Source organism: Nocardioides currus (assembly GCF_003057875.1).
GTDB lineage: Bacteria > Actinomycetota > Actinomycetes > Propionibacteriales > Nocardioidaceae > Nocardioides > Nocardioides currus.
In genome coordinates, this window is sequence record NZ_PYXZ01000008.1 from 119,706 (window position 1) to 140,667 (window position 20,962).

The 20,962-nt window shown below is 73.6% G+C and carries 18 protein-coding genes; 8 read left to right on the forward strand and 10 right to left on the reverse strand.

Annotation, left to right across the window (positions count from 1 at the left end):
- Positions 1 to 30: 30 nt before the first annotated feature.
- Entirely contained in the window at positions 31 to 876 is an 846-nt protein-coding gene (locus C7S10_RS17240) for an aldo/keto reductase (RefSeq protein ID WP_108345677.1), read from the forward strand.
- 3 nt (positions 877 to 879) lie between these two features.
- On the opposite strand, the gene C7S10_RS17245 is transcribed toward C7S10_RS17240, so the two are convergent.
- Positions 880 to 1,374: a MarR family winged helix-turn-helix transcriptional regulator gene (locus tag C7S10_RS17245; protein WP_108345678.1), complete on the reverse strand. Its 495-nt coding sequence runs from the start codon at positions 1,372 to 1,374 to the stop codon at positions 880 to 882.
- 39 nt (positions 1,375 to 1,413) lie between these two features.
- On the opposite strand from C7S10_RS17245, the gene C7S10_RS17250 reads away from it, so the two are divergent.
- Both C7S10_RS17250 and C7S10_RS17255 read left to right on the forward strand, forming a co-directional pair.
- A complete protein-coding gene (locus C7S10_RS17250) occupies positions 1,414 to 2,346 on the forward strand; it encodes an EamA family transporter (protein WP_108345679.1) in 933 nt (310 codons plus the stop codon).
- Positions 2,343 to 3,575, forward strand: coding sequence for an MFS transporter (locus C7S10_RS17255; protein ID WP_108345680.1), 1,233 nt, complete (start codon positions 2,343 to 2,345; stop codon positions 3,573 to 3,575). The genes C7S10_RS17250 and C7S10_RS17255 overlap by 4 nt, the downstream gene beginning before the upstream one ends.
- Here C7S10_RS17255 and C7S10_RS17260 read toward each other — a convergent pair.
- Entirely contained in the window at positions 3,562 to 4,107 is a 546-nt protein-coding gene (locus C7S10_RS17260; protein WP_108345681.1) for a hypothetical protein, read from the reverse strand. The two genes, C7S10_RS17255 and C7S10_RS17260, sit on opposite strands and share 14 nt — an antisense overlap.
- Before the next feature lie 101 nt (positions 4,108 to 4,208).
- Between C7S10_RS17260 and C7S10_RS17265 the strand changes: the two genes are divergently transcribed.
- The gene (locus C7S10_RS17265; protein ID WP_108345682.1) at positions 4,209 to 4,727 is read left to right on the forward strand and encodes a DUF1648 domain-containing protein; all 519 of its coding nucleotides are present in this window, start codon (positions 4,209 to 4,211) and stop codon (positions 4,725 to 4,727) included.
- On the opposite strand, the gene C7S10_RS17270 is transcribed toward C7S10_RS17265, so the two are convergent.
- Genes C7S10_RS17270 through C7S10_RS17280 form a run of 3 tightly spaced genes read right to left on the reverse strand, consistent with a single transcriptional unit; the run spans position 4,717 to position 9,866 of the window.
- On the reverse strand, positions 4,717 to 6,126 hold the full coding sequence (locus C7S10_RS17270) for a cytochrome P450 (protein ID WP_243395447.1): 1,410 nt from the start codon (positions 6,124 to 6,126) through the stop codon (positions 4,717 to 4,719). The genes C7S10_RS17265 and C7S10_RS17270 overlap by 11 nt on opposite strands.
- A 42-nt stretch (positions 6,127 to 6,168) precedes the next feature.
- Positions 6,169 to 6,933, reverse strand: coding sequence for a sucrase ferredoxin (locus C7S10_RS17275; RefSeq protein ID WP_108345683.1), 765 nt, complete (start codon positions 6,931 to 6,933; stop codon positions 6,169 to 6,171).
- Positions 6,933 to 9,866, reverse strand: a complete 2,934-nt coding sequence (locus C7S10_RS17280; RefSeq protein WP_165807206.1) for a helix-turn-helix transcriptional regulator — start codon at positions 9,864 to 9,866, stop codon at positions 6,933 to 6,935. The genes C7S10_RS17275 and C7S10_RS17280 overlap by 1 nt, the downstream gene beginning before the upstream one ends.
- Positions 9,867 to 10,315: 449 nt before the next feature.
- On the opposite strand from C7S10_RS17280, the gene C7S10_RS17290 reads away from it, so the two are divergent.
- Entirely contained in the window at positions 10,316 to 10,888 is a 573-nt protein-coding gene (locus C7S10_RS17290) for an RNA polymerase sigma factor (protein WP_108345686.1), read from the forward strand.
- Positions 10,885 to 11,325, forward strand: a complete 441-nt coding sequence (locus tag C7S10_RS17295) for a hypothetical protein (RefSeq protein WP_108345687.1) — start codon at positions 10,885 to 10,887, stop codon at positions 11,323 to 11,325. The genes C7S10_RS17290 and C7S10_RS17295 overlap by 4 nt, the downstream gene beginning before the upstream one ends.
- 4 nt (positions 11,326 to 11,329) lie before the next feature.
- Here the strand turns inward: C7S10_RS17295 and C7S10_RS17300 are convergent, their stop codons facing one another.
- Positions 11,330 to 12,697 carry a S8 family peptidase gene (locus tag C7S10_RS17300; RefSeq protein WP_108345688.1) on the reverse strand — a complete coding sequence of 456 codons (1,368 nt, stop codon included), beginning with the start codon at positions 12,695 to 12,697 and terminating at the stop codon, positions 11,330 to 11,332.
- A gap of 104 nt (positions 12,698 to 12,801) precedes the next feature.
- Between C7S10_RS17300 and C7S10_RS17305 the strand changes: the two genes are divergently transcribed.
- A complete protein-coding gene (locus tag C7S10_RS17305) occupies positions 12,802 to 15,354 on the forward strand; it encodes a CHAT domain-containing protein (RefSeq protein WP_133176551.1) in 2,553 nt (850 codons plus the stop codon).
- A gap of 123 nt (positions 15,355 to 15,477) precedes the next feature.
- Here C7S10_RS17305 and hutI read toward each other — a convergent pair whose 3' ends face one another.
- From hutI to C7S10_RS17325, 4 genes are all read right to left on the reverse strand, one after another.
- Positions 15,478 to 16,644 carry an imidazolonepropionase gene (hutI, locus tag C7S10_RS17310; RefSeq protein WP_108345772.1) on the reverse strand — a complete coding sequence of 389 codons (1,167 nt, stop codon included), beginning with the start codon at positions 16,642 to 16,644 and terminating at the stop codon, positions 15,478 to 15,480.
- Positions 16,641 to 17,966 carry a formimidoylglutamate deiminase gene (locus C7S10_RS17315; protein WP_108345690.1) on the reverse strand — a complete coding sequence of 442 codons (1,326 nt, stop codon included), beginning with the start codon at positions 17,964 to 17,966 and terminating at the stop codon, positions 16,641 to 16,643. The genes hutI and C7S10_RS17315 overlap by 4 nt, the downstream gene beginning before the upstream one ends.
- Positions 17,963 to 19,156: an allantoate amidohydrolase gene (locus C7S10_RS17320; protein WP_207769436.1), complete on the reverse strand. Its 1,194-nt coding sequence runs from the start codon at positions 19,154 to 19,156 to the stop codon at positions 17,963 to 17,965. Before C7S10_RS17320 ends, C7S10_RS17315 begins: the two co-directional genes overlap by 4 nt.
- 73 nt (positions 19,157 to 19,229) lie before the next feature.
- The gene (locus C7S10_RS17325; RefSeq protein WP_108345691.1) at positions 19,230 to 20,327 is read right to left on the reverse strand and encodes a PLP-dependent cysteine synthase family protein; all 1,098 of its coding nucleotides are present in this window, start codon (positions 20,325 to 20,327) and stop codon (positions 19,230 to 19,232) included.
- 39 nt (positions 20,328 to 20,366) lie between these two features.
- On the opposite strand from C7S10_RS17325, the gene C7S10_RS17330 reads away from it, so the two are divergent.
- Positions 20,367 to 20,954, forward strand: coding sequence for a nitroreductase family protein (locus tag C7S10_RS17330; protein WP_108345692.1), 588 nt, complete (start codon positions 20,367 to 20,369; stop codon positions 20,952 to 20,954).
- Positions 20,955 to 20,962 lie beyond the last annotated feature (8 nt).

Consider the following 20,962-nt stretch of genomic DNA (forward strand, 5'->3'; position numbering starts at 1 on the left):
ACTCCGGGGCCGATCTGCGTAGGCCCTTGTATGACTGTTCCGAACCTGACCCTGCACGACGGCACGTCCATCCCCCAGCTCGGCTTCGGCGTCTTCCAGGTGCCACCGGAGGACACGGCCGCCACCGTGCGCACCGCGCTCGAGGTCGGCTACCGCCACATCGACACGGCACAGATGTACGGCAACGAGGAGGGCGTCGGCCGGGCGATCGCCGACTCCGGGCTCGACCGCGACGACCTCTACGTCACCACCAAGCTCAACAACACCTTCCACCGCCCCGACGACGCCCGGCGCGCGATCGACGAGTCGCTCGAGCGCCTCGGCCTGGATCAGACCGACCTCTTCCTCATCCACTGGCCGCTGCCCACCCGCTACGACGGTGACTTCGTCTCGACCTGGCGCGCACTGATCGAGGCGCAGCAGGCCGGGAAGACCCGGTCGATCGGCGTCTCGAACTTCCAGCCCGACCACCTCGACAGGATCGTGACCGAGACGGGCGTCGTGCCGGTGGTCAACCAGATCGAGGTGCACCCGTTCTTCGCCAACGAGGCGGCCCGGGCGGCCAACGCCCGCCACGGGGCACTGACCGAGGCGTGGTCGCCGATCGCGCAGGGCGCGGTGAACGACGACGACACCATCGGCGAGGTCGCCTCCGTGCACGACCGCTCGCCGGCCCAGGTCACACTGCGCTGGCACCTCCAGCGCGGCGACATCATCTTCCCGAAGTCGATGCACCGCGAGCGGATGCAGCAGAACTTCGAGATCTTCGACTTCGAGCTCACCGACGCCAACATGAGCGCCCTCGACGAGCTCGATCGCGGCGAGGAGGGTCGCACGGGCCCCAACCCCGACACCTTCGACTGGATCCCCGACTGATCCTCAGATCCCCAGGGTCGTCGTCCACTGCGTCAGCAGGCGGGTGAGCCGGGTGCGCTCCAGGTCGGAGAACCCCGCGAGCAGCCGCTCCTCGTTGGCGAAGTGAAGGCCGACGACCCGGTCGACGAGATCACGGCCGGCGGGCGTGAGCGCGATGCGGCGCACGCGCCCGTCGTGCTCGACCCGTTCGCGGGTCACCCACCCCGCCGCGGTCAGCCGGTCCACCCGCTTGGTCACGGTGCCCGAGGTGATCATCGTGGTCTCGGCCAGCTGACCGGGCGTGAGGGCGAAGGGGTCCCCGGCCCGGCGGAGCGCGGCCAGCACGTCGAAGTCGCCGTCGCTCAGCCCGGCCTCCTCGAAGACCGGGCGCAGCTCCGCGTGCAGGGCGTCGGCCAGCCGGTGCAGCCGGCCGATGATCCCCATCGCGCTCGTGTCGAGGTCGGGGCGCTCGCGGGCCCACTGCTCCTGGATGCGAGCGACATGGTCGTCGGTGCTCATGGGTGGAATATATCTTCTCCGGCAGATATTATCTCTTCCATGGAAACTATTCTCCGCAGCCGCGTCGGGCTCATCCTCCTGACCGCGGTCGCCCCCGCCGCCTGGGGCACGACCTACATCGTCACCGAGAAGTTCCTCCCGCCGGACCGTCCGCTGTTCGCGGCGCTGGTGCGCGCGCTCCCCGTCGGCCTCGCCCTGCTCGCGTGGCGGCGACGGCTGCCCTCCGGCGACTGGTGGTGGAAGGCGGTGGTGCTGGGGATCTTCAACATCGGGATGTTCTTCCCGCTCATCTTCGTGGCGGCCTACTACCTCCCCGGCGGCCTCGCCGCCACGGTGCAGGCGAGCTCGCCGCTGGCCGTGATGGGGCTGGCCTGGCTGCTGATCGGGGAGCGTGCCGCCCTCGCCCGGGTCGCCGCCGCACTCATCGGCCTGGCCGGCGTCACGCTGCTCGTGCTGAAGAGCCCCGACGGCGTGACGGTGCTCGGGCTGGCCGGGGCCGTCGGGTCGGTGCTCGTCAGCGCTCTCGGGTTCGTGCTGATCAAGCGCTGGACCCCGCCGGTCGACATGATCACGCTGGTGTCCTGGCAGCTGGTCGTCGGCGGCCTGGCCCTGCTCCCGGTCGCCCTCCTGGTCGAGGGCGCGCCTCCGGCGGTGGACCTGTCGGCCGCGCTCGGCTACGCGTGGATCGCGGTCGTCGGCACCGGGCTCGCCTACGTCTGCTGGTTCACCGGCCTGCGTGCCATGCCCGCGGGTGCGGTGTCGCTGATCGGCCTGGTCAACCCGGTCGTGGGTACGGCGCTGGGCGTCGCGTTCGCCCACGAGGCGTTCGGCACCGTGCAGGCGCTCGGCGTGCTGCTCGTCATCGGCGGCGTGGTGCTCGGGCAGCGCGTGGCGCGGCCGCGTCCCGAGCAGATGACCGCCGAGGCACCCGCGGACCGACCGGCGGAGCCTGCGTTGACAATGGCACGGTGACGTCCCGGGGAAGCGAGCGCATCGAGGCGAGCGACTTCCGCCTCCGTGACATCGCCGTGGCGGCCTACGGACCGACCGTCGTCAACGCGATCGGGCACGGCGCCGTGCTCCCCATCCTCGCCCTGCGGGCCCGCGAGCTCGGTGCCGACGTCTCGGTCGCCGCCCTGGTCGTGGCCGCTCTCGGGCTGGGCAGCCTGGTCGCCTCGCTCCCCGCCGGCGCCCTGATCGCCCGGATCGGTGAGCGTCGCGCGCTCACCACCGTCGGCTCCCTCGACGCCGTCGCGATGGCGTTCGCAGCGCTGACCGACTCGGTGCTCGCGCTCGGGCTGGCCGTGGTGCTCAGCGGGATGACGTGGACGGTCTTCCTGATGGCCCGCCAGGGCTTCATGATCGACGCGGTCCCGCTGGAGATGCGGGCCCGCGCGATGTCGGGCCTCGGGGCCAGCATGCGCGTCGGCGTGCTGATCGGGCCGCTGCTCGGCGCCGCGCTCATCCACCTCGGCGGCCTGACCTGGGTGTTCTGGCTCGCGTCCGTGATGTCGCTGTGCTCCGCGCTGCTCGCCCGGTCGATGCCCGACTTCGGCTCCGAGGCCCGCGCCACGACGACCACCCACCTGTCGGTGTGGTCCGTCCTCGTGGAGCACCGCCGCACGCTGCTCACGCTCGGGGTCGCCGTGGTGATCATCGCGGCCAGCCGCTCGCTGCGGATCGGGCTGCTCCCGCTGTGGGCCGAGCACGTCGGGCTCTCGGCGAGCACCACCTCGCTGATCTTCGCCGTGGCCGCCGCGGTCGACATCGCCTTCTCGTTCCCCGGCGGCTGGCTGATGGACAACTACGGGCGGTTCGTGGTCGCCGTACCCGTCGTCGCGACCACCGCCGTCGGCTGCCTCGTCCTGCCGCTCGCGACCTCCGCGGCCGGAGTGGCCGCGGTGATGGCGCTGATGGCCGTCGGCAACGGACTCGGCGCAGGCATCGTGATGACCATCGGCGCGGACACGGCGCCGGTCGAGGGGCGGGCCCAGTTCCTCGGCGGCTGGCGGCTGTGCGGCGACATCGGCGGGTCGGGTGGCGCGCTCGTCGTCGGAGCGGTGGCGGCCGCGGCGCCGTTGGCGGCCGCCTGCCTCACGATGGGCGCGCTGGCCGCGGTCGGGACCGTGTGGGTCGGCTTCCACACCCGCCGCCTCGACGTGCGGAGCGGCCGGCCCGGCGGTCGGCTCAGCCGACGGTGACGACGACCTCGTTGGAGAACAGGTCCTTGTCGGTGTCGATGACGCGGAACTTGTTCTCGCCCGGCTGGCTGGTCTGCACGTAGGTCGCGAAGTCCTGGTCGCTGACGGACATGGTCACCGGGAAGTCCTGCCACGACCCGCCCTCGAACCGCTGCACCTGGAGGATGGCCCCCTCGCCCGCGGGGTAGGTGCCGGTGAGGTCGATCTGCTGCATGGGCGCCACGGAGGACTGGGCGGACTCGAGGGTGATCTCGGTGTCGGGCTTCTCGCTCGCCGGGGGGCTCACGGCGTCGGCGGTCGGCGACGCCGACTCCTCCGGCTCCACGGCCTCGGAGGTGATCGTCGGCTCCGGGAGGTAGAGCGAGGCGTCGCTCGTGGCGCTGTCCTGGGCGGACGCCGCCGCCTCGCCGTCGAGGCCGAGCACCTTGCTGCCGACGAGGGCGGCCAGCCCGCCGATCACGCCGATCACGGCGGCGACGGCGACCAGCGCGATCAGTCCGTTCAGGACCGGGCGGTCCTTCCTGTCGGCCACGGCACACTCCCTGTCCATCGAAACGTCTCGGATCCGCTGCCCGCCCATTGTCGCGGACGGGCGGTGAGGATCCCAATACGGCGCCATGGTCTCCTAGGAGCATGAGCGAGCGCGCGTCCCGCCTGGCCTTCGGCGTCGTGTGCGCGGCGTACGTCGCCGTGCTGGTCCGGCTCGCGCTCACGCTTCCCGCCCGGGTGCCGCTGCACTTCGACGGGTCGGGCCGGGCCGACAGCTGGGGCAGCCGGACCGAGGCACTGGTGCTGTGGACCGTGCTGGGACTGGTGATGCTGGTCGGCGGCGCGCTCCTCGCTCGCTTCGCGACGGCGGGCAACGGGACGTGGCTCAACCTGCCGCACAAGGACTACTGGCTGGCGCCCGAGCGTCGTACGGCGTTCCGCCGGCGCTTCGAGGGCGACATGCTCGGCTTCGTGGCCTGGACGGGCGTGCTGCTGGTCTCGCTGATGCTGCTCACCGGCCGGGCCGCGGGCAACGACGGTGCCGCGCCGGGCTGGTGGTTCTGGTCCTCGCTCGGGGTCTACCTCGTGGGCACGGGCGCGTGGATCGCGTGGCTCCTGCGGCGCTACCGGCCGCCGTCGGACCGAGCGCGCCTCAGCGGGTGACGCGCACGACCGCACCGTCGCGCGGGACGCTGGTGATGTTGCGGACCTTGGGGACGTCGGCGCCCATCGCCTCGACGTCGAAGCGCGCCAGCACCTCGCGCAGCACGACCACGCCCTCCATCAACGAGAAGCCCGCGCCGATGCACCGGCGGACGCCGCCGCCGAACGGGATCCAGGTGTTCGTCGCCGGCTGCCCGTCGATGAAGCGCTCGGGCCGGAAGGTCGTCGGCGACGGGTGGTTGTCGGCCCGGGCGTGGGCGATGATGATCGACGGCGCGACGGTGGTGCCGGCGGGGAGGTCGTGGCAGCCCACGGTCGCGGGCCCCATCAGGGTGCGCACGACCATCGGGATCACCGGGTGCAGGCGCATCGACTCCTTGAGCACCGCCTCGAGCCAGTCGTCGTCGCCGTCGGCCGCGGCCGCCCGCGACCGCGCGAGCAGCTCGGGTGAGCGGCCGAGCTCGTGCAGCGCCCAGGCCAGCGCCGTGGCCGTCGTCTCGTGGCCGGCGAGCAGGAGCGTGACCAGCTGGTCGCGCAGCTCCTCGTCGGTGAGCCGGTCGGAGCCGTCGTCGGTGCCGACCCGGATGAGCCGGGAGAGGACGTCGGTGCGGGTGTCGAGGTCGCTCGCCGCCCGGCGCTCGCGGATCTCGGCGTAGATCAGGGCGTCGAGCGCGATCGCGTTGTCCTTGGCCGCCTTCCAGGGCCCGACGGCCTGGAGGCGGGGCATGCCGTAGCCGAAGAGGATCGCCGGGCTGATGTCGACGACGCGGTTGACCCGCGGCCGCATCTCGGCGAGCCGCGCCTCGTCGGTGACGCCGAAGACCACCCGCAGGATCACCTCGAGCGTCAGTCGGTTCATCCGCTGGAGCGCGGAGAACGACTCCCCGGGCAGCCACGAGCCGACCTCGGCGCGGGCGACGTCGGTGACCAGGTCGGCGTAATCGCGCAGCGCGTGGCCGTTGAAGGCGGGCATCAGGAGCTTGCGGGCCCGCTTGTGCTCGCTGGAGTCCTGCAGCAGCAGCGAGTGCTCGCCCATCATCGGGCCGAGGATCGCGTTGCCCTTGCCGGCGTGGAAGACCTCGGGGTCGCCGGCGAAGATCTCGCGCGCGTGCTCGGGCCGGGTGAAGAGCACGATCGGGCGGCCCTGCGGCAGGATCCGGATGGTGAAGGTGTCGCCGTAGGTGCGGTGCGCCCACGGGATGAAGCGGTGCCGGAAGCGCAGCAGGCCGATGCTCTGGGCGAAGGCCGGCCAGCGCGGCCCGGGCGGCAGGCCGTCGGTGACCACCGGCATCGACGAGCGGCCCATCGGGCGCATCTTCTGGTAGCGGCGCTCGCTGAGCGCGTGGGCAGCAGCGTCCGTGGTCGCCATCTGGTCCGGGCGCTCGCTCAGGGTGGTCATGGGTCGATGCTAGGCCGGGACCGAGCCGAATGTAACTGGCAGTTACACGACGACGCGCCACGTCGAGGACGGCTTCGCCGGCAGGTCGCCGCAGCTCTGCCGGCGGGGCGGTCCGACGACCTCGCGGACCTCCACGTCGGGGCGGCCGCCGGCCAGCACGTGCAGCTCGCGCACCTGCTCCGCTCCGCCGCGACCGGCGCGACCGCGGCTCAGCCCGAGCGGAACCCCGCCCGCCGACACCTCGGCGCAGGCCGCCACGGCATTGTCCGGCGTGAGGCGGCCGAGGGTCTGACCGCTCGGCAGCGCCAGCAACGTGCCGGCGAAGCGGTGCCCGCCCAGGTGCGTCGTCTCCCAGGTCTCGTGCGGCCAGCGGTCGGCCAGCGCCGCCGTGATCGGCCGTCCGAGCTCGGCACAGCACCGGTCGCGACGGCCGTTGGTGCACACCAGCCACAGGAGTCCGTCGTGCTCGACCAGGTCGCGCTCGAGGTCGAGGTCCAGCAGGTCCTCCACCCGCGCCAGCACGGTCGTGCGTACGGCGAAGCCGCCGGTGTCCGCCACGGCGTGGAAGACCCGCACGCCGTCGTCGTCCCCGCCGCCGTGGCGCCGGATGAGCTGCACCCGCACGCCGGACAGCGACCCGAGGTGGGCCCTCACGCCCTCGGGCATGCGGCTCTCGGCCACCGCCTGCCGCCCCCAGGACCCGGCGTGCTCCACCAGCAGGAAGGCGGCATCGGTCGGTGCTGTGCCGGCCATCGGCTCGCCGTCGTCGCTGCTCGCGACCGAGCAGCGGAAGTCGAGATCTTCCATCAGGCCGGGATCAGCCCCTGCCGGCGGGCGATCGCCGCGGTCTCGGTGCGCGAGGAGGCGGCGAGCTTGCCGAGGATGTTGGACACGTGCACCGACACCGTCTTGGTGCTGATGAACAGCTGCTTGCCGATCTCGCCGTTGGTGCGTCCCTGCGAGACGAGCGCCAGGATCTCCGACTCCCGCGGGGTCAGCGTCACGCCCTCCTGCTCGGCCCGGGCGGCGGGCTGGGCCGCCGATCCCTGCGCCGTCAGCTCGGCCAGGAGCGGCAGGGCCCCGAGAGCGTGCGCGGACTCGCGGGCCAGGTCGGCCATCTCCCGGGCGCCGGCCGCGTCGCCCGTGGCGCGCAGCACCTCCGCCGTGCGCGCACGCACGCGAGCGACCTCGTGGACGTTGCCGTAGGCGACGAAGGCCTCCTCGGCCGCTCGCCAGGCCACCACCAGCTCCTCGGCGTCCGGCGGGTCGAGCTGGCTGAGCCAGCGCCACCGCAGGTCCTCGGCGGCGAGCCGGGCGACCCAGGCGTGGAACTCCGGGCCGCGCGAGGCGTCGTACTCCGCGTAGTAGTCCATCACCCGCTCGGCGTCGCCCACCATGCGGCGTACGACGTCGGCGCCGGCCTCCCGCTCGGCGGCGGACTGCTGGGCCGCGGCGCTCGCGTGGATGCCGACGACGAGGACGGCGAGGCGCAGCCGGGCCTGGAACCACTCGTGCCACAACGGCCGGACGGTGGCGACGATCCGGTCGTAGACCTCGACGGCCCGCGCGGCGTCGCCGTCCTGGTCTGCGCGCACCAGCTCGGCGGACCCGGCGACGATGGCGATCAGGCCGTCGCGTGACCAGTAGACGCGCAGGGTCTCGAACGCCGTCGGCTTCACCCGCGCGCGGAGCACGTCGAGGTAGACCTGCTCGGCGTAGTAGAGCCACTCGTAGACCATCGGCGGCCTCAGCCCGGAGACGTCGAGGAGGGCGCGGGCCTCGTCGAGCCGGCCACGGTCGGCGAGGACGCTCGCCTTCATCCACCGCGCCTCGGCGGGGAAGGGTGCCCATCGCAGCCCGACCTCCTCGGCCCGCCGGACCACCTCGTCGTAGGCGTCGATGGCCTCGTCGGTGTCGCCGCGGTCGTGGTGGAAGCGCCCGAGGAAGTAGACCGCCCGCAGCTCCGCCTCGACGTGCCCGGCCTCGCGGGCGCGGTCGGCCGCCGCCCGCCACGCGGAGCGGAGCCGGTCGTGGTCGGGCGACTCGTCGAGGCTGATCAGGGTGGTCGAGATCTCCACGGCGATGCCGGTCAGGCTGTGTCGCTCCGCCAGCGCGAGGCCCTCCATCGCCACGGCGCGCGCCCGCTCCTCGTTCCAGTGCCCGAGGGCCTGGGCGTGGACGCCGAGCGCCCGCGCCAGCATCTTGGGCGGCGCGTCGGCGAGCAGCTCGACGGCCTCGGCCGCGATGGCCTCCGGGTCCTCGGTCGTGTCGGTGAGCATCAGCGCCGCGGCGATCGCGGTGAGGATCTGCCCACGGTCGACCGGGGCGGCGTCGGTCGGCATCGACGCGAGGTGCGAGCGGAGGACGGTGACCGCCTTGGAGACGCGGCCCGAGGCGATGAACGCCTCAGCGCAGCGGCGTACGAGCGCGTGCGGGTCAAGGCCGGCAGGCACCTCCGGCAGCTGGGCCAGCAGCTCGATCGCCTCCAGGAACTGCATCGCCGCCTCGTGCGGGCCACCGACCGCGAAGGCCTGGTTGCCGGCCTCGATGCTCGCCATCGCCGCCGTCACGCGGTCGCCGGCGCGGCGCGCGTGCAGGGCCAGCTCGGCGGCGGTGCCGGCCACGGTCCCCGACTGGAGCGCCGTGACGAACGCCGTGTGCAGCCGCGCGCGCTCGCCGGGGAGCAGGTCGTCGTAGACCGCCTCCCCGAGCAGCGCGTGGCGGAAGGCGTACGACGCGTTGCGCGCCTGCTCCAGCACGTTGCTCTCCACGGCCGAGCGGATCGCCCCCTCCAGCTCCACGGCCCCCAGCCCGGTGACCGCGGCGAGCAGCTCGTGCGAGACGTGCCGGCCGGCGACGCTGGCCACGCGCACGACCTCGAGGGTGCGGTCGTCGAGGCGGTCGAGCCGGACGAGCAGGACGTCGGCGAGCTCGGCGGGGATCTGGCCGCCGGTGGCCCACGTCGCCCCGACCAGCTCCTCGACGAAGAACGCGTTGCCGCCGGCGCGGTCGACGATCTCCGCGACGCTGGCCTCGGTGATCGTCTCGGTCTGGTGCATGGCGTAGACGAGCTCGCGCACGTCGCCGTCGCTCAGCGGCTCGACCTGGACGCGCTCGACCCCGCGCAGCCGCGCCCACTCGGCCACCTGCGGGCGGAGCGGGTGGCGGCGGTGCAGGTCGTCCGAGCGGTAGGACACCACCAGCGCGACCGGGCCGGCGAACGGCCGGGAGAACAGGAAGCTCAGCATGTCGCGCGTCGACTGGTCGGCCCAGTGCGCGTCCTCGACGACGACGAGCAGCGGACCGTCCTCGGCGAGCGTCTCGAAGAGGTCGTGGACGGCGGCGAAGATGTTGCCCCGGTCGAGGGACTGGTCCGCGTCCCTGTCGTCGGTCGCGCGCAGGCGACGGCCCGGCTGGAGGCGGGCGAGAGTGGGGTGACGCTCGGTCACGCTCGCAGCCACCTCCGGCCGCTCCGTCAGGACGCGACCGAGGATCTCGGAGAAGGGGAGGTACGGCAACGAGCCGTCGGCCAGGTCGAGGCAGTGCCCGGCGAGCACCTGCCAGTCGGCGGCGACGGCGACGTCGCGCAGCTCGGTCAGCAGGCGGGTCTTGCCGACCCCGGCGTCGCCGGCCAGGAGCACGGCACGAGCCTCCCCGGACGCGCCGATGCCGAGCTGGGCGATCAGGGCTGCCAGCTCGGCATCGCGTCCGACGAGGTCGGTGCTGCGGGTGGTCGACACAGGGTCCATTGTGTCTGCCAGGGTGCTCATCGGGCGGTGGTGCCCGACGTGTCCTTCCTGGCCCTGCTCCACCCGCGGCGGACGCGGGTTTCGCGGTAGGTGACCTCGGCGTTCATGAAGCTGTCGGTGCTGAACATGTCGTTCTCCTCATCTGGGTGCCTCACCTGGCTGGTGATGAGGAGAGAGTGCGCCGCTGAGGTAGGGCCCCACATCGGACGGCCGCCCTATCCGGGGCCGGTCGGCTACCTCAGATCGGCCACCGGGCTACCTCAGGTGGCGGTGACCCGCAGGGTCCGACACAGTGGCCCCAGAGGAAACACGACCGGCGAATCCTGGACTGGGTGTATCAAGGACCCAACAGCTCGCTCCTACCCGATGTGAGGGACGTCATCATGATGGAAGAAGGGAGCGTTCGGAGCGACTCACCATGGCCGACCGGGGGGACGGACATGGGGACGTTGGTCATCCAGGCTCGCGGGGGTAGCCAAACCGCGTGGAATCAGCTCGTCGAACGCCTCCTGCCTCTGGTGACGTCCCTCATCAGACGTCATCGCCTGTACGGCGCCGACGCGGACGACGTCAACCAGACCGTGTGGTTGCGCCTGGTCGAGCACCTCGACCGCATCGAGGAGCCGCTGGCCCTGCCGGGCTGGCTCTCGACGGTCACCCGCAACGAGTGCCTGCGCTACCTCGAGCGCCGCGGCCGCTCGGTCCCCGCCGACCCCCAGGAGTCGCCGGTCTTCGACCGGGCCGACGACGCGCCCGACCTGGCCGAGGCCCTGATGATCACCGAACGACACTCCGCGCTGGTCGATGCTCTCCTCGAGCTCCCCGACGACCGACGCGAGCTGCTCCTCCTGCTCACCGAGGACCCTCCCCTGTCCTACGCCGAGATCAGCAAGCGGTGCGGCATCCCCGTGGGAAGCATCGGCCCCACCCGGGCCCGCGCGATCCAACAGCTGCGCACCAGCCGCGCCCTGCGGCACCTCGCACCACCTGCCCCTGACGGGAGAAACCCATGAACGAGAGCACCCCTGAGGAGCAGGCCGTCCTGGACGACCTCGCCCTTGCTCTGCGCGAACACCACGACATCGACCCGCGGCACCGCGAGGCCGCGCAGGCCGCCTTCGCGTGGCGGACGATCGACGACGAGCTCATGGAGCTGACCTACGACTCCCTCCAGACGCCGGCGATGGTGCGTAGCGCCGGCGTGGACGAGCCCCGCACCGTGTCCTTCACCTCCAGCATCGGCAGCCTCGAGCTCGAGATCGACGGCGACCGTGTGATGGGCCATGTGCTGCCCGGCGCCACGGTCACCGTCGTGATGACCAACGTCGTCGGCGAGAGCCTCACCTCGGCCAGCGACGAGGACGGCGTCTTCGAGCTCGCCGGCAACCTGCCCGGACCGGTGCGCTTCAGCATCTCCGGCCAGGGCGTCACCCAGTGGCTGACCTTCTGATCCCCTAGTTGTTGGGCTCCAGCACCGGGCCCACGCCGCGCCGGCCCGCGACCCGGGCCTCGGCCAGCAGCTGGTCGGCCGCGATCCGTGCGCTGATCCCGTGCTGGCTCATCCGGGCCGCGATCAGCCCCGAGACGAGCGGGGTCGAGAAGGACGTGCCGCTCCACTTGGTCAGGCCCCAGAACTCCCGCTTGTCGCCGATGTTGGGCGACTCGTGGCAGAAGAAGGTCCCGGTCGGGTAGGCGTTGACCAGGTCCGTGCCGAGCGCGTAGACGTCGACCCAGCTGCCGAAGTTGGAGTACGGCGCGCGCTTGCCGTCCGGGTCGAGGGCTCCCACCGACACCGACCACGGGAAGGCCGCCGGCCAGAACGGCCGCCGGTGCCCGTCGTTGCCGGCCGCGGCCACGAGCACGGTGCCCTTCTGGTGGCGCAGGCGCTGCTCGTGGAACACCTCGAAGCTGAGCAGCGGCACCTCGTCGCGCGTGGGGCAGCCGGCCGAGAGCGAGATGATGTCGGGCGACAGCTCGAGCGCCTGCCCGAGCTGGATCACGATCTCCGACTCGTAGACCGCACCGCCGAGCGGCAGGAAGCCCTCGACCCGGATCTCCGAGGCCGGAGCCTGCGTCCGCACGACGCCGGCGATGAACGTGCCGTGCCCGGCGTAGGGGTGGATGTTGTTCAGGTCGATCGTCTCCGGGTCGCCGGTGACGCCTTCCAGCCACGGTGACTCGGGCGCCGTCGCGGCCGGGGGCCACCAGCCGGTGTCGACCACCGAGACGAACACGCCGGTGCCGGCGCCGGTGTCGCTGGTCATCGGCGGCCACGGAGCGACGGCGCCGCGGACCTCCTCCGGCTCGGTCGCCGGGCAGGCGTAGCCACCGCCGGGCGTCACGAACAGGATGTGGTCGGGGGTGGCCTTGCCGACGCCGAGCTCCCGGTCGACGCGGCCGAGGACCTCGTCGATCGTGGTGTCCTTCTCGGTCTCCACCTGGATCGCGGTCAGCCCACGCATCCGCTGCGAGCGGTCGTCGGCGAGACGCCGTCCGCCGACCACCTCGGCGACCTCGGCCCAGTGCTCGTCGCGGGCGAGGATGAAGCCGGGCCGGTAGAGGTAGTCGAGCCACCCGTCCTCGGTCCACACCACGGCCGCCGCCTCGGGCCCGCCCATCGCCTCGATCAGGTAGGCGATCTGCTCGCGCAGGATCTCCTTGCGCAGGCGCGGACCGAGCTTGTCCGGGTCCCTGTCCGGGTCCCTGTCCGGGTCCCTGTCCGGGTCCCTGTCCGGGTCCCTGTCCGGGTCCCTGTCCGGGTCCCTGTCCGGGTCCCTGTCCGGGTCCTTGTCCTTCGGCTGGTCTGTGGGCTGGTTGGTCATGGCGAACCCCCGGATGGGCTTGGATGGAACGTGACGGGCGACGCCGGACGATGTTGCCCTGCTCGAGAATAGCGACGGGGCAGACCGGGTGGGAGGTGTGACGAGTGGCAGATGTGTCGGGTGAGGAGCTGCTCTCCCTGGTCCCCGTCGACCCCGACCGGGCGGCCGCGATCGCCTCCGAGCGGATCGGCGGCACGACCGACCCGGTCCAGCTCTCCTACGCCCACCAGGCGCTCGGCATCCTGCTGCGCGACGGGGGCGACATCGACCTCGCGGTCACGCACCTGCGGACCGCCCGGCGGCTCTCGGCCGGGGCCGACCCGGACCGTGAGGCGGACGTGCGCGCCACCCTCGGGGTCGCGCTCGCGCTGCGGGGCCGTTCGGCCGCCGCGCTGCGCGAGCTCGACGGTGCGGCCGACCAGGCCACGGTCGACGGCGCCGTACGCCCCAAGGTGCTGATGCGCCGGGCCCACGTGCTCGCCTACCTCGGTCGGCACGCCGACGCCGTCGCCGACCTGCAGGAGGCGGTGCCGAGCTTCCACCGCGCGGGGGACGAGGTGTGGGAGGCGCGGGCCCTCAACCTGCGCGCGTTCGTGGAGCTGCTGCGGGGCGGGTTCTCGCGCGCCGAGCGCGACCTGCGCGCGGCCGACGAGCTGTTCACCCGGCAGGGGCAGCGCCTCGAGCGGCACCACGTCCGCCACAACCTCGCCCTCATCCGGTTCTTCCGCGGCGACGTGCCCGGCTCGCTGGCGGCGTTCGCGCGGCTCTCGGCGGACTACACCGCGCACGACCAGCCGCAGGTGGAGCTGGCCCTCGACCGCGCGCGGGTGCTGCTGACCGCCGGGCTGTCCGACGAGGCGGTCGCCGCGCTCGAGTCGGCGGCCGCGTGGACCGAGAGCCGACCGCGCTCGCGCGCCGAGCTGCTGGTGATGCGGGCGAGCGCCCGGCTCGGCCAGGGCAAGCCGGACCTCGCGCTCGACGACGCCCGCGCCGCACGAGCGTTGTTCGTGCGGCAGGAGCGCGACTGGTGGCGGATCCGTGCCGACCTGGTGGCCCTCCAGGCGCGGATCGAGCTGGGCCGGGGATCGCGCCGGGCCGCGGTCGCCCTCGCCGGCTCGCTGGCCGACGACCGGACCGAGGACCGGGTGCTGGCCCAGCTGCTCGCCGGGCGCGAGCTCGCGGCGACGGACCCGGCCGGCGCATCGACGTACCTCTCGAAGGCCGCGCTCGGCCGGCACCGCGGCACCCCCCTCAGCCGCAGCACGGCCTGGCTGGCGCACGCGCTCGACCTGGAGGTGCGCGGGCGGCCGCGGGTGCTCCAGGCCGTGGGGCACGGGCTCGACGCGCTCGCGGAGCACCGCGCGACGCTGGGCAGCCCCGAGCTCCGCGCGATGACCGCGATCCACAGCTCCGACCTGTCCACCCTGGCCGTGCGCCACGCCCTCCGGCGCGGGCCGCGTGCCCTGGTGGAGTGGGCCGATCGCGGTCGCGCCGCGTCGCTGAGCGAGCCGGTGCCGGCGCCGACCGACCCGGTGGTGGACGACCACCTCGCGGCGATCCGGGGGCTCTCGCACCGCATCGGCGAGGAGACCGACCCCGACGTCGTCGCCGCTCTCGTCCGCGAGCGCAGCCAGCGGGAGCGGGCCGTGCGCCTCGCCTGGGCCGCGACGTCCGGGGCCGGCGGACGCACGGCGACGGTCGGTGCCGACGAGCTCGTCGAGCGGCTCGATGACCGGGTGCTGGTCGAGCTGGTCAACGTCGACGAGCGGTTGTACGCCGTCGTGGTGCGCGACGGCCGGTGGCGCACGATCGACGTGGGTCCGCTGGCGGCCGCGCAGAAGGCCGTCGACCGCGCCCTCTACGGCCTGCGCAGCGCCACGCGCGGACGCCCCATCGACCTCGCGCCCCTCGCCGCCCGGCTCGAGTCGGCGCTGCTCGGCTCGGTCGTGCGACTGCTGCCGCCCGACCGGCCCGTGGTGGTCTCCCCGCCCACCGGGTTGCTCAGCGCGCCGTGGGGGCTGCTGCCCTCGCTGCACCAGCGGCCCGTCGCCATCACCCCGTCGGCGACCGCGTGGGCGCGCGCCCGGGCGGCGTCCTCCTCGTCGTCGCGAGCGGTGTTCGTCGCGGGGCCGGGACTGCCCTCGGGCGGCGGGGAGGTCGCGCCCCTCGCCGGCGGCGCCACCACCGTCGTCGGCGAGGAGGCCACCGTGCCGCGGGTGCTGTCGCTGCTCGACGGCGCCGGGCTGGTGCACATCGCGGCGCACGGCTCCTTCCGCTCCGAGAGCCCGATGTTCTCCTCGCTGACCCTCGCCGACGGCCCGCTGACGGTCGGCGACATCCACCGGCTCGCCGAGCCGCCCCACCGGATCGTGCTGCCCGCCTGCCGCTCGGGGGTCGTCGCGGCCATCGGGAGCGGCGGCGGGCAGGACGTGATCGGCTTCGCGTCGGCCCTGCTGACGCAGGGCACCGCCGGGGTGATCGCCTCCATCGCCGACGTCGACGACGCGGCGACCGTCGCGGTGATGCTCGACCTGCACGCCGGCCTGGCGCGCGGGGAGCGGCTGGACGAGGCCCTCGCCTCCGCCCGGCGCGCGGCCGCCGACGAGCCCGTCCGCCACGCGACCGCCGTGCTGTTCGCGGCCATGGGCGCGGCGTAGGCGACCACTGCGTCGGACCTCAGCCGGGACGTCCGGCGAGGTGGCTGCCCCGGCGACCGCAGCGTCGGACGCACCGCTCAACGTCCGACGAGGTGGCTGCCCCGGCGACCGCAGCGTCGGACGTCAGGCGGGGACGACCGGACGCCCGCCCTGCCAGACTCCGGCGACGAGGGGGACGCCGGGGCGGTAGGCGAGGTGGAGGTACGACGGCGCGTCGAGGAGCACCAGGTCGGCACGCTTGCCCGGGGCGATCACGCCGACGTCGTCGCGGTCGAGGGCGGCGGCACCCGTCGCGGTGGCCGCGTGCAGCGCCTCGGCCGGGCTCATCCGCATCTCGCGGACGGCCAGCGCGATGCACAGCGCCATCGACGAGGTGAAGCACGAGCCGGGGTTGCAGTCGCTCGCGATCGCCACCCGCACGCCGGCGTCGAGGAGGGCGCGGGCGTCGGGGTAGGGGTGCCGGGTCGAGAACTCCACGCCGGGGAGCAGGGTCGCGATCGTGCCGGAGTCGGCGAGCGCACTCACGTCGTCGTCGGCGAGGTAGGTGCAGTGGTCGACCGCGACCAGGCCGAGCTCGGCGGCGAGCTTGACGCCCGCGCCGTACGTCAGCTGGTTGGCGTGGAGGCGACCGCGCAGGCCGTGGTCGCTTCCGGCCGTGAGGATCGCCCGCGCCTGGTCGACGTCGAAGGCGCCGTCCTCGCAGAAGACGTCGATCCAGCGCGCGTGCGGTGCGGCCGCGGTCAGCATCGGGCCGGTGACGAGGTCGACGTAGTCCTCGGGGGTGGTGCCGCTCGGGACGACGTGGGCGCCGAGGAAGGTGGTGTCCTCGGTGAAGTGGCGGGCCACGGCGAGCGAGCGAGCCTCGTCGTGGACCGACAGCCCGTAGCCGCTCTTGATCTCCAGCGAGGTGGTGCCCTGCGCGCGCATCTCGGCGACCAGGCGGGCGACGTGCGAGACGAGCTGCTCGTCCCCTGCCGCACGGGTGGCCGCGACGGTGGTGCGGATCCCGCCGGCGGAGTAGGGCTCGCCGGTCATGCGGGCGGCGAACTCCCGCGACCGGTCGCCCGTGAAGACCAGGTGGCTGTGGCTGTCCACGTAGCCCGGGATGACGGCGCGGCCGCCCGCGTCGTACGCCGTGTCGGCCGCCGGCGCCTCAGAGGCCGGGCCGACCCACACGACGGTGTCGCCGTCGAGCACGACCGCGGCGTCCTCGACGAGGCCCAGCAGGCCCTCGCGCGCCGGGTCGTTGGTGGTCAGCTCACCGATGCCGGTGATCACGACGGAGCTCACGATGCCCACACCTTCCCGATCGCGTCCGCCAGGTCGCGACCGACCTGCTCGCGGTCACCCTGCCGGAAGACGACCCGCCCGTCGACCACGGTCTGGACGACGTCGGCGCCGGTCGCGGCGAAGACGACGGTGTGCTCGTCGGCGCCCGTGCCGGCGGTGCGTGGGCTGGCCGTGTCGAGCGTGACGAGGTCGGCGCGCCGGCCGACGGCGATCGCGCCCGCGTCGTCCCAGCCGAGGCTGGCGTGACCGGCGACGGTGGCGGCGTGCACCAGCTCGGCCGCCTGCCAGTGCCCGCGCTGCTGGGTCACGAGCCGCTCGTCGAGCTCGACCGCGCGCATCTCCTCGAACAGGTCGACGACGGCATGGCTGTCCGAGCCGAGGGTCAGACGCGCCCCCGCGTCGTGCAGGCGACGCGACGGACCGACCCCGTCGCCGAGGTCGCGCTCGGTGGTCGGGCAGAACGACACGAACGACCGCGCCGACCCGAGCAGCGCGACGTCGTCGTCGGTGAGGTGCGTGGCGTGCACGGCCGAGGTCATCGGTCCGAGGAGTCCGTGGTCGGCGAGGAGGCGCGCGGGCGTCACGCCGTACGCCGCGAGGCAGCCGTCGTTCTCGGCGACCTGCTCGGAGAGGTGGACGTGGAGGGGTCGGCCGTCGGCCCAGCCGGCGAGCGGGCCGAGCGCGGACGCGGGGTCGGCCGGCAGCGCACGCACGGAGTGGAGGGCGCCGGCGACGAGCGCCGAGTCGGTCCCGCCGAGCCCGGAGACGCGCTCGGCCCAGGCGTCGGCCGACCCGTCGTCGTACCTCACCTGCGCGCCCTGCGGCGGAGCGCCGAAGCCGCTGGAGAGGTAGAGCGTGTCGAGCAGCGTGATCCGCAGGCCCGCCACGCGCGCGGCCTCGATGAGCGCGAGACCCATGGCGTTGGGCTCGTCGTACTGGCGGCCGTCGGGCTGGTGGTGGAGGTAGTGGAACTCGCCGAGGCCGGTGATCCCGGTCGCGACCATCTCGCGGAAGGTGGCGGTGGCCAGCGCGAGGTAGGTGTCGGGGTCGAGCCGCTCGGCGACGGAGTACATCTGGTCGCGCCAGGTCCAGAAGCTGCCGCGCTCGCGCTGCGTGCGGCCGCGCAGGGCCCGGTGGAAGGCGTGGCTGTGGGTGTTGGCGAGGCCGGGGATAGTGAGCCCGGCGAGTCGCTCCCCCGCCGGTGACGCATCCGGTGTCACTGACGCGAACCGGCCGTCGGCGATCTCCACGCGTACGTCGCTGCGCACACCGTCGGGCAGGAGGGCACGCTCGAGGACGAACGACGTCACGACCTCGCTCATCGGGCGAGCCTGGCCAGGGTGTCGGCGAGGGCGTCGACGCCGGCCAGGCAGTCGGCGGTCTCGGCGTGCTCGTCGGGCGAGTGCGAGATGCCGGTCGGGTTGCGCACGAAGAGCATCGCGGTCGGGATCCCGGCGGCGGACAGGATGCCGGCGTCGTGGCCGGCCTGGGTCGGGATGATCGGCCAGTCGCCGATGCCCGCGAGGTCGCGGGCGAGGTCGGGGTCGAAGGCGACCGAGCCCGACACCGACTCGGGCGTGACCCTCAGCGAGGTCTCGTCGCGCGACGCACGCTCGCCGGCCTGCCGGGAGATCGCGTCGACCAGCTCGGCCAGCGCCTCGTCGGAGGAGCACCTCGCGTCCAGCCACGCGGTCACCCGGGAGGGCACGGCGTTGGTGCCGTTGGGCGCCACCTCGATGCGGCCGAAGGTGGCGCGCTGACCGGCCAGGCGCGCCTGCTTGTTGGCGGCCAGCGCCGTCATGGCGTAGGTGAGCATCGGGTCGCGGCGGTCCTCCATCCGCGTGGTGCCCGCGTGGTTGGCCTCGCCCTCGAAGTCGAAGCGGTAGCGCCCGTGCGGCCAGATCTCGCTGGCCACGCCGACGGCCACGTCGCGGTCGACGAGGTCGCGGCCCTGCTCGACGTGCAGCTCGACGAAGCAGCCGACGTCGTCGAGCGACAGCAGTCCGGTCGACGGATCGAGCCCGGCCGCGGCGACCGCGTCACCGAGGAAGACGCCGTCGCGGTCGCGGCGCTCGCGCGCGTCCGCCCAGGTCGAGGCGCCGGTGACGAGCCGGGAGCCGAGGCAGGCCAGGCCGAAGCGCGAGCCCTCCTCCTCGGTGAAGACGGAGACGCCGATCGGGCGGCTCGGCGAGAACCCGCGCGCGCGCAGCACGTCGACGGCGGCCAGCGCCGAGACCACGCCGAGCGGGCCGTCGTACGCCCCACCGTCGAGCACGGAGTCGAGGTGGGAGCCGGTCAGGACCGCCGGACCACTCGCCTCGGAGGGCCGCCACCAGGCGACCTGGTTGCCCATCCCGTCGGTCTCGACGTCGAGGCCGCGCGCGAGGGCCTGCTCGGTGAACCAGGCACGGAGCTCGCTCTCCGCCGAGGTCCAGGGCTGACGGAAGTAGCCGCCCGAGGAGGCCGAGCGCCCCACGTCGTGCAGGTCGCGCCACATCGCCTCGAAGCTCATGCGTCGAGTCCATCGGCTCGCGGTCGCCGGGTCAACGCGACCCCCCGCCGCAACGTCTCGGATCCGAGACTGATCACCCCGTCCAGGCGCCGGTGTCCCACGCGGTGTTCAGGACCGACACGTACGGCGCCAGGTCCCACCCCTGCTCGGCGACCCAGGCGTCCGAGAAGTAGGTGTCGAGGTAGCGCACGCCGTCGTCGCACAGCAGCGTCACGATGGAGCCCGACTCCCCGGCGGCGTGCAGGTCGCAGGCCAGCTTGGTGGCGGCGTAGAGCGCGGTGCCGGTCGAGGGACCGGCGAGCTGGCCGGTCCGCGACCGCAGGAAGTGCGACGCGGCCACCGACGCCGCGTCGGGCACGCGCACCAGCCGGTCGACCACCTCCGGCAGGAAGGACGGCTCGGCCCGCGGGCGCCCGATCCCCTCGATCCTCGAGCCGCAGGTCGTCTCGCCGCAGCCGGGGTCACGGAAGGCCGCGAGGAACGCGGAGTTCTCCGGGTCGACGACGCAGACCCGGGTGGACAGCCCGCGGAAGCGGACGAAGCGTCCGATCGTGGCCGACGTCCCGCCGGTGCCGGCACCGACGACGACCCACGTCGGCTCGGGGTGCCGCTCCATCGCGAGCTGGTCGAAGATCGACTCGGCGATGTTGTTGTTGCCGCGCCAGTCCGTGGCCCGCTCGGCGAAGGTGAACTGGTCGAGGTAGTGCCCGCCGCTCTTCTCGGCGAGCCCGCGCGCCACGTCGTAGACCGACGCCGGGTCGTCCACCAGCACGCACACGCCGCCCTCGCGCTGGATCAGCGCGATCTTGGACGGCGAGGTCGACCTGGCCATCACCGCGGTGAACGGCAGCCCCAGCATCCGCGCGAAGAACGCCTCGCTGACCGCGGTCGAGCCCGACGACGCCTCGACGACGTGCGTGCCCTCGGAGATCAGTCCGCTGCACAGGCCGTAGAGGAACAGCGAGCGGGCGAGGCGGTGCTTGAGCGAGCCGGTCGGGTGCGTCGACTCGTCCTTGAGGTAGAGGTCGATCCCGGGCATGGCGGGGATCCGCATGGCGTGCAGGTGCGTGTCGGCCGACCGCGTCTGGTCGGCCTTGAGCCGGCGGATCGCCTCGACCACCCAGCCGCGCTCGGCCGGCCCCGACTGGTCCAGCTCGACGAGTTGCTCCATGGCGCGAGCGTGCCACACCGCGCGTGCCACAGTGTCGTCGTGGAGTTCGAGGACGTCGTACGCCGCCGGCGGATGGTGCGCAGGTATGCCGAGCGTCCCGTCGACCCCGCCGTGGTCGACCGGATGCTCGACCACGCCGTCCGCGCACCCAGCGCTGGCTTCACCCAGGGCTGGGCGTTCCTCGTCCTCGACACCCCGTCCGACGTGGCGCTCTTCTGGGAGGCCACCTCGCCCGAGCCCGACGCCAGCAACCGGTGGCTGGACGGGATGCGCACCGCCCCGGTCGTGATCGTGCCGATGTCGGACAAGGGCGCCTACCTCGACCGCTACGACGAGTCCGACAAGAGGACGCACGACTGGCCCGTGCCGTACTGGCACATGGACACCGCGATGGCCTCCCTGCTGATCCTGCAGACCGCCGTCGACGAGGGGTTGGGCGCCTGCTTCTTCGGCGTCCCGGGCGCCCGGACCGGTGCGTTCCGCGAGGCCTTCGGCGTCCCGGACCACCTCAAGCCCATCGGCGCGATCACGGTCGGCCACCGGGTCGCCGACACCGGCAGCCCGGGCTCGCCGGCCCGTCGGCCGCGGCGCACCGACGTGGTCCACCGCGGCCGCTTCCGGGAATGACTCGGGCC

Excerpts from the sequence above, each read along its gene's own strand:
- C7S10_RS17290 (WP_108345686.1), top strand. The coding sequence starts at position 10,316 with ATGGGGACGTTGGTCATCCAGGCTCGCGGGGGTAGCCAAACCGCGTGG.
- C7S10_RS17320 (WP_207769436.1), bottom strand. The coding sequence starts at position 19,156 with ATGAGCTTCGAGGCGATGTGGCGCGACCTGCACGACGTGGGGCGCTCG.
- C7S10_RS17250 (WP_108345679.1), top strand. The coding sequence starts at position 1,414 with ATGGAAACTATTCTCCGCAGCCGCGTCGGGCTCATCCTCCTGACCGCG.
- C7S10_RS17275 (WP_108345683.1), bottom strand. The coding sequence starts at position 6,933 with ATGGAAGATCTCGACTTCCGCTGCTCGGTCGCGAGCAGCGACGACGGC.
- C7S10_RS17295 (WP_108345687.1), top strand. The coding sequence starts at position 10,885 with ATGAACGAGAGCACCCCTGAGGAGCAGGCCGTCCTGGACGACCTCGCC.
- C7S10_RS17240 (WP_108345677.1), top strand. The coding sequence starts at position 31 with ATGACTGTTCCGAACCTGACCCTGCACGACGGCACGTCCATCCCCCAG.
- C7S10_RS17325 (WP_108345691.1), bottom strand. The coding sequence starts at position 20,327 with ATGGAGCAACTCGTCGAGCTGGACCAGTCGGGGCCGGCCGAGCGCGGC.
- C7S10_RS17315 (WP_108345690.1), bottom strand. The coding sequence starts at position 17,966 with ATGAGCGAGGTCGTGACGTCGTTCGTCCTCGAGCGTGCCCTCCTGCCC.
- C7S10_RS17265 (WP_108345682.1), top strand. The coding sequence starts at position 4,209 with ATGAGCGAGCGCGCGTCCCGCCTGGCCTTCGGCGTCGTGTGCGCGGCG.
- C7S10_RS17245 (WP_108345678.1), bottom strand. The coding sequence starts at position 1,374 with ATGAGCACCGACGACCATGTCGCTCGCATCCAGGAGCAGTGGGCCCGC.
- C7S10_RS17300 (WP_108345688.1), bottom strand. The coding sequence starts at position 12,697 with ATGACCAACCAGCCCACAGACCAGCCGAAGGACAAGGACCCGGACAGG.
- C7S10_RS17270 (WP_243395447.1), bottom strand. The coding sequence starts at position 6,126 with ATGACCACCCTGAGCGAGCGCCCGGACCAGATGGCGACCACGGACGCT.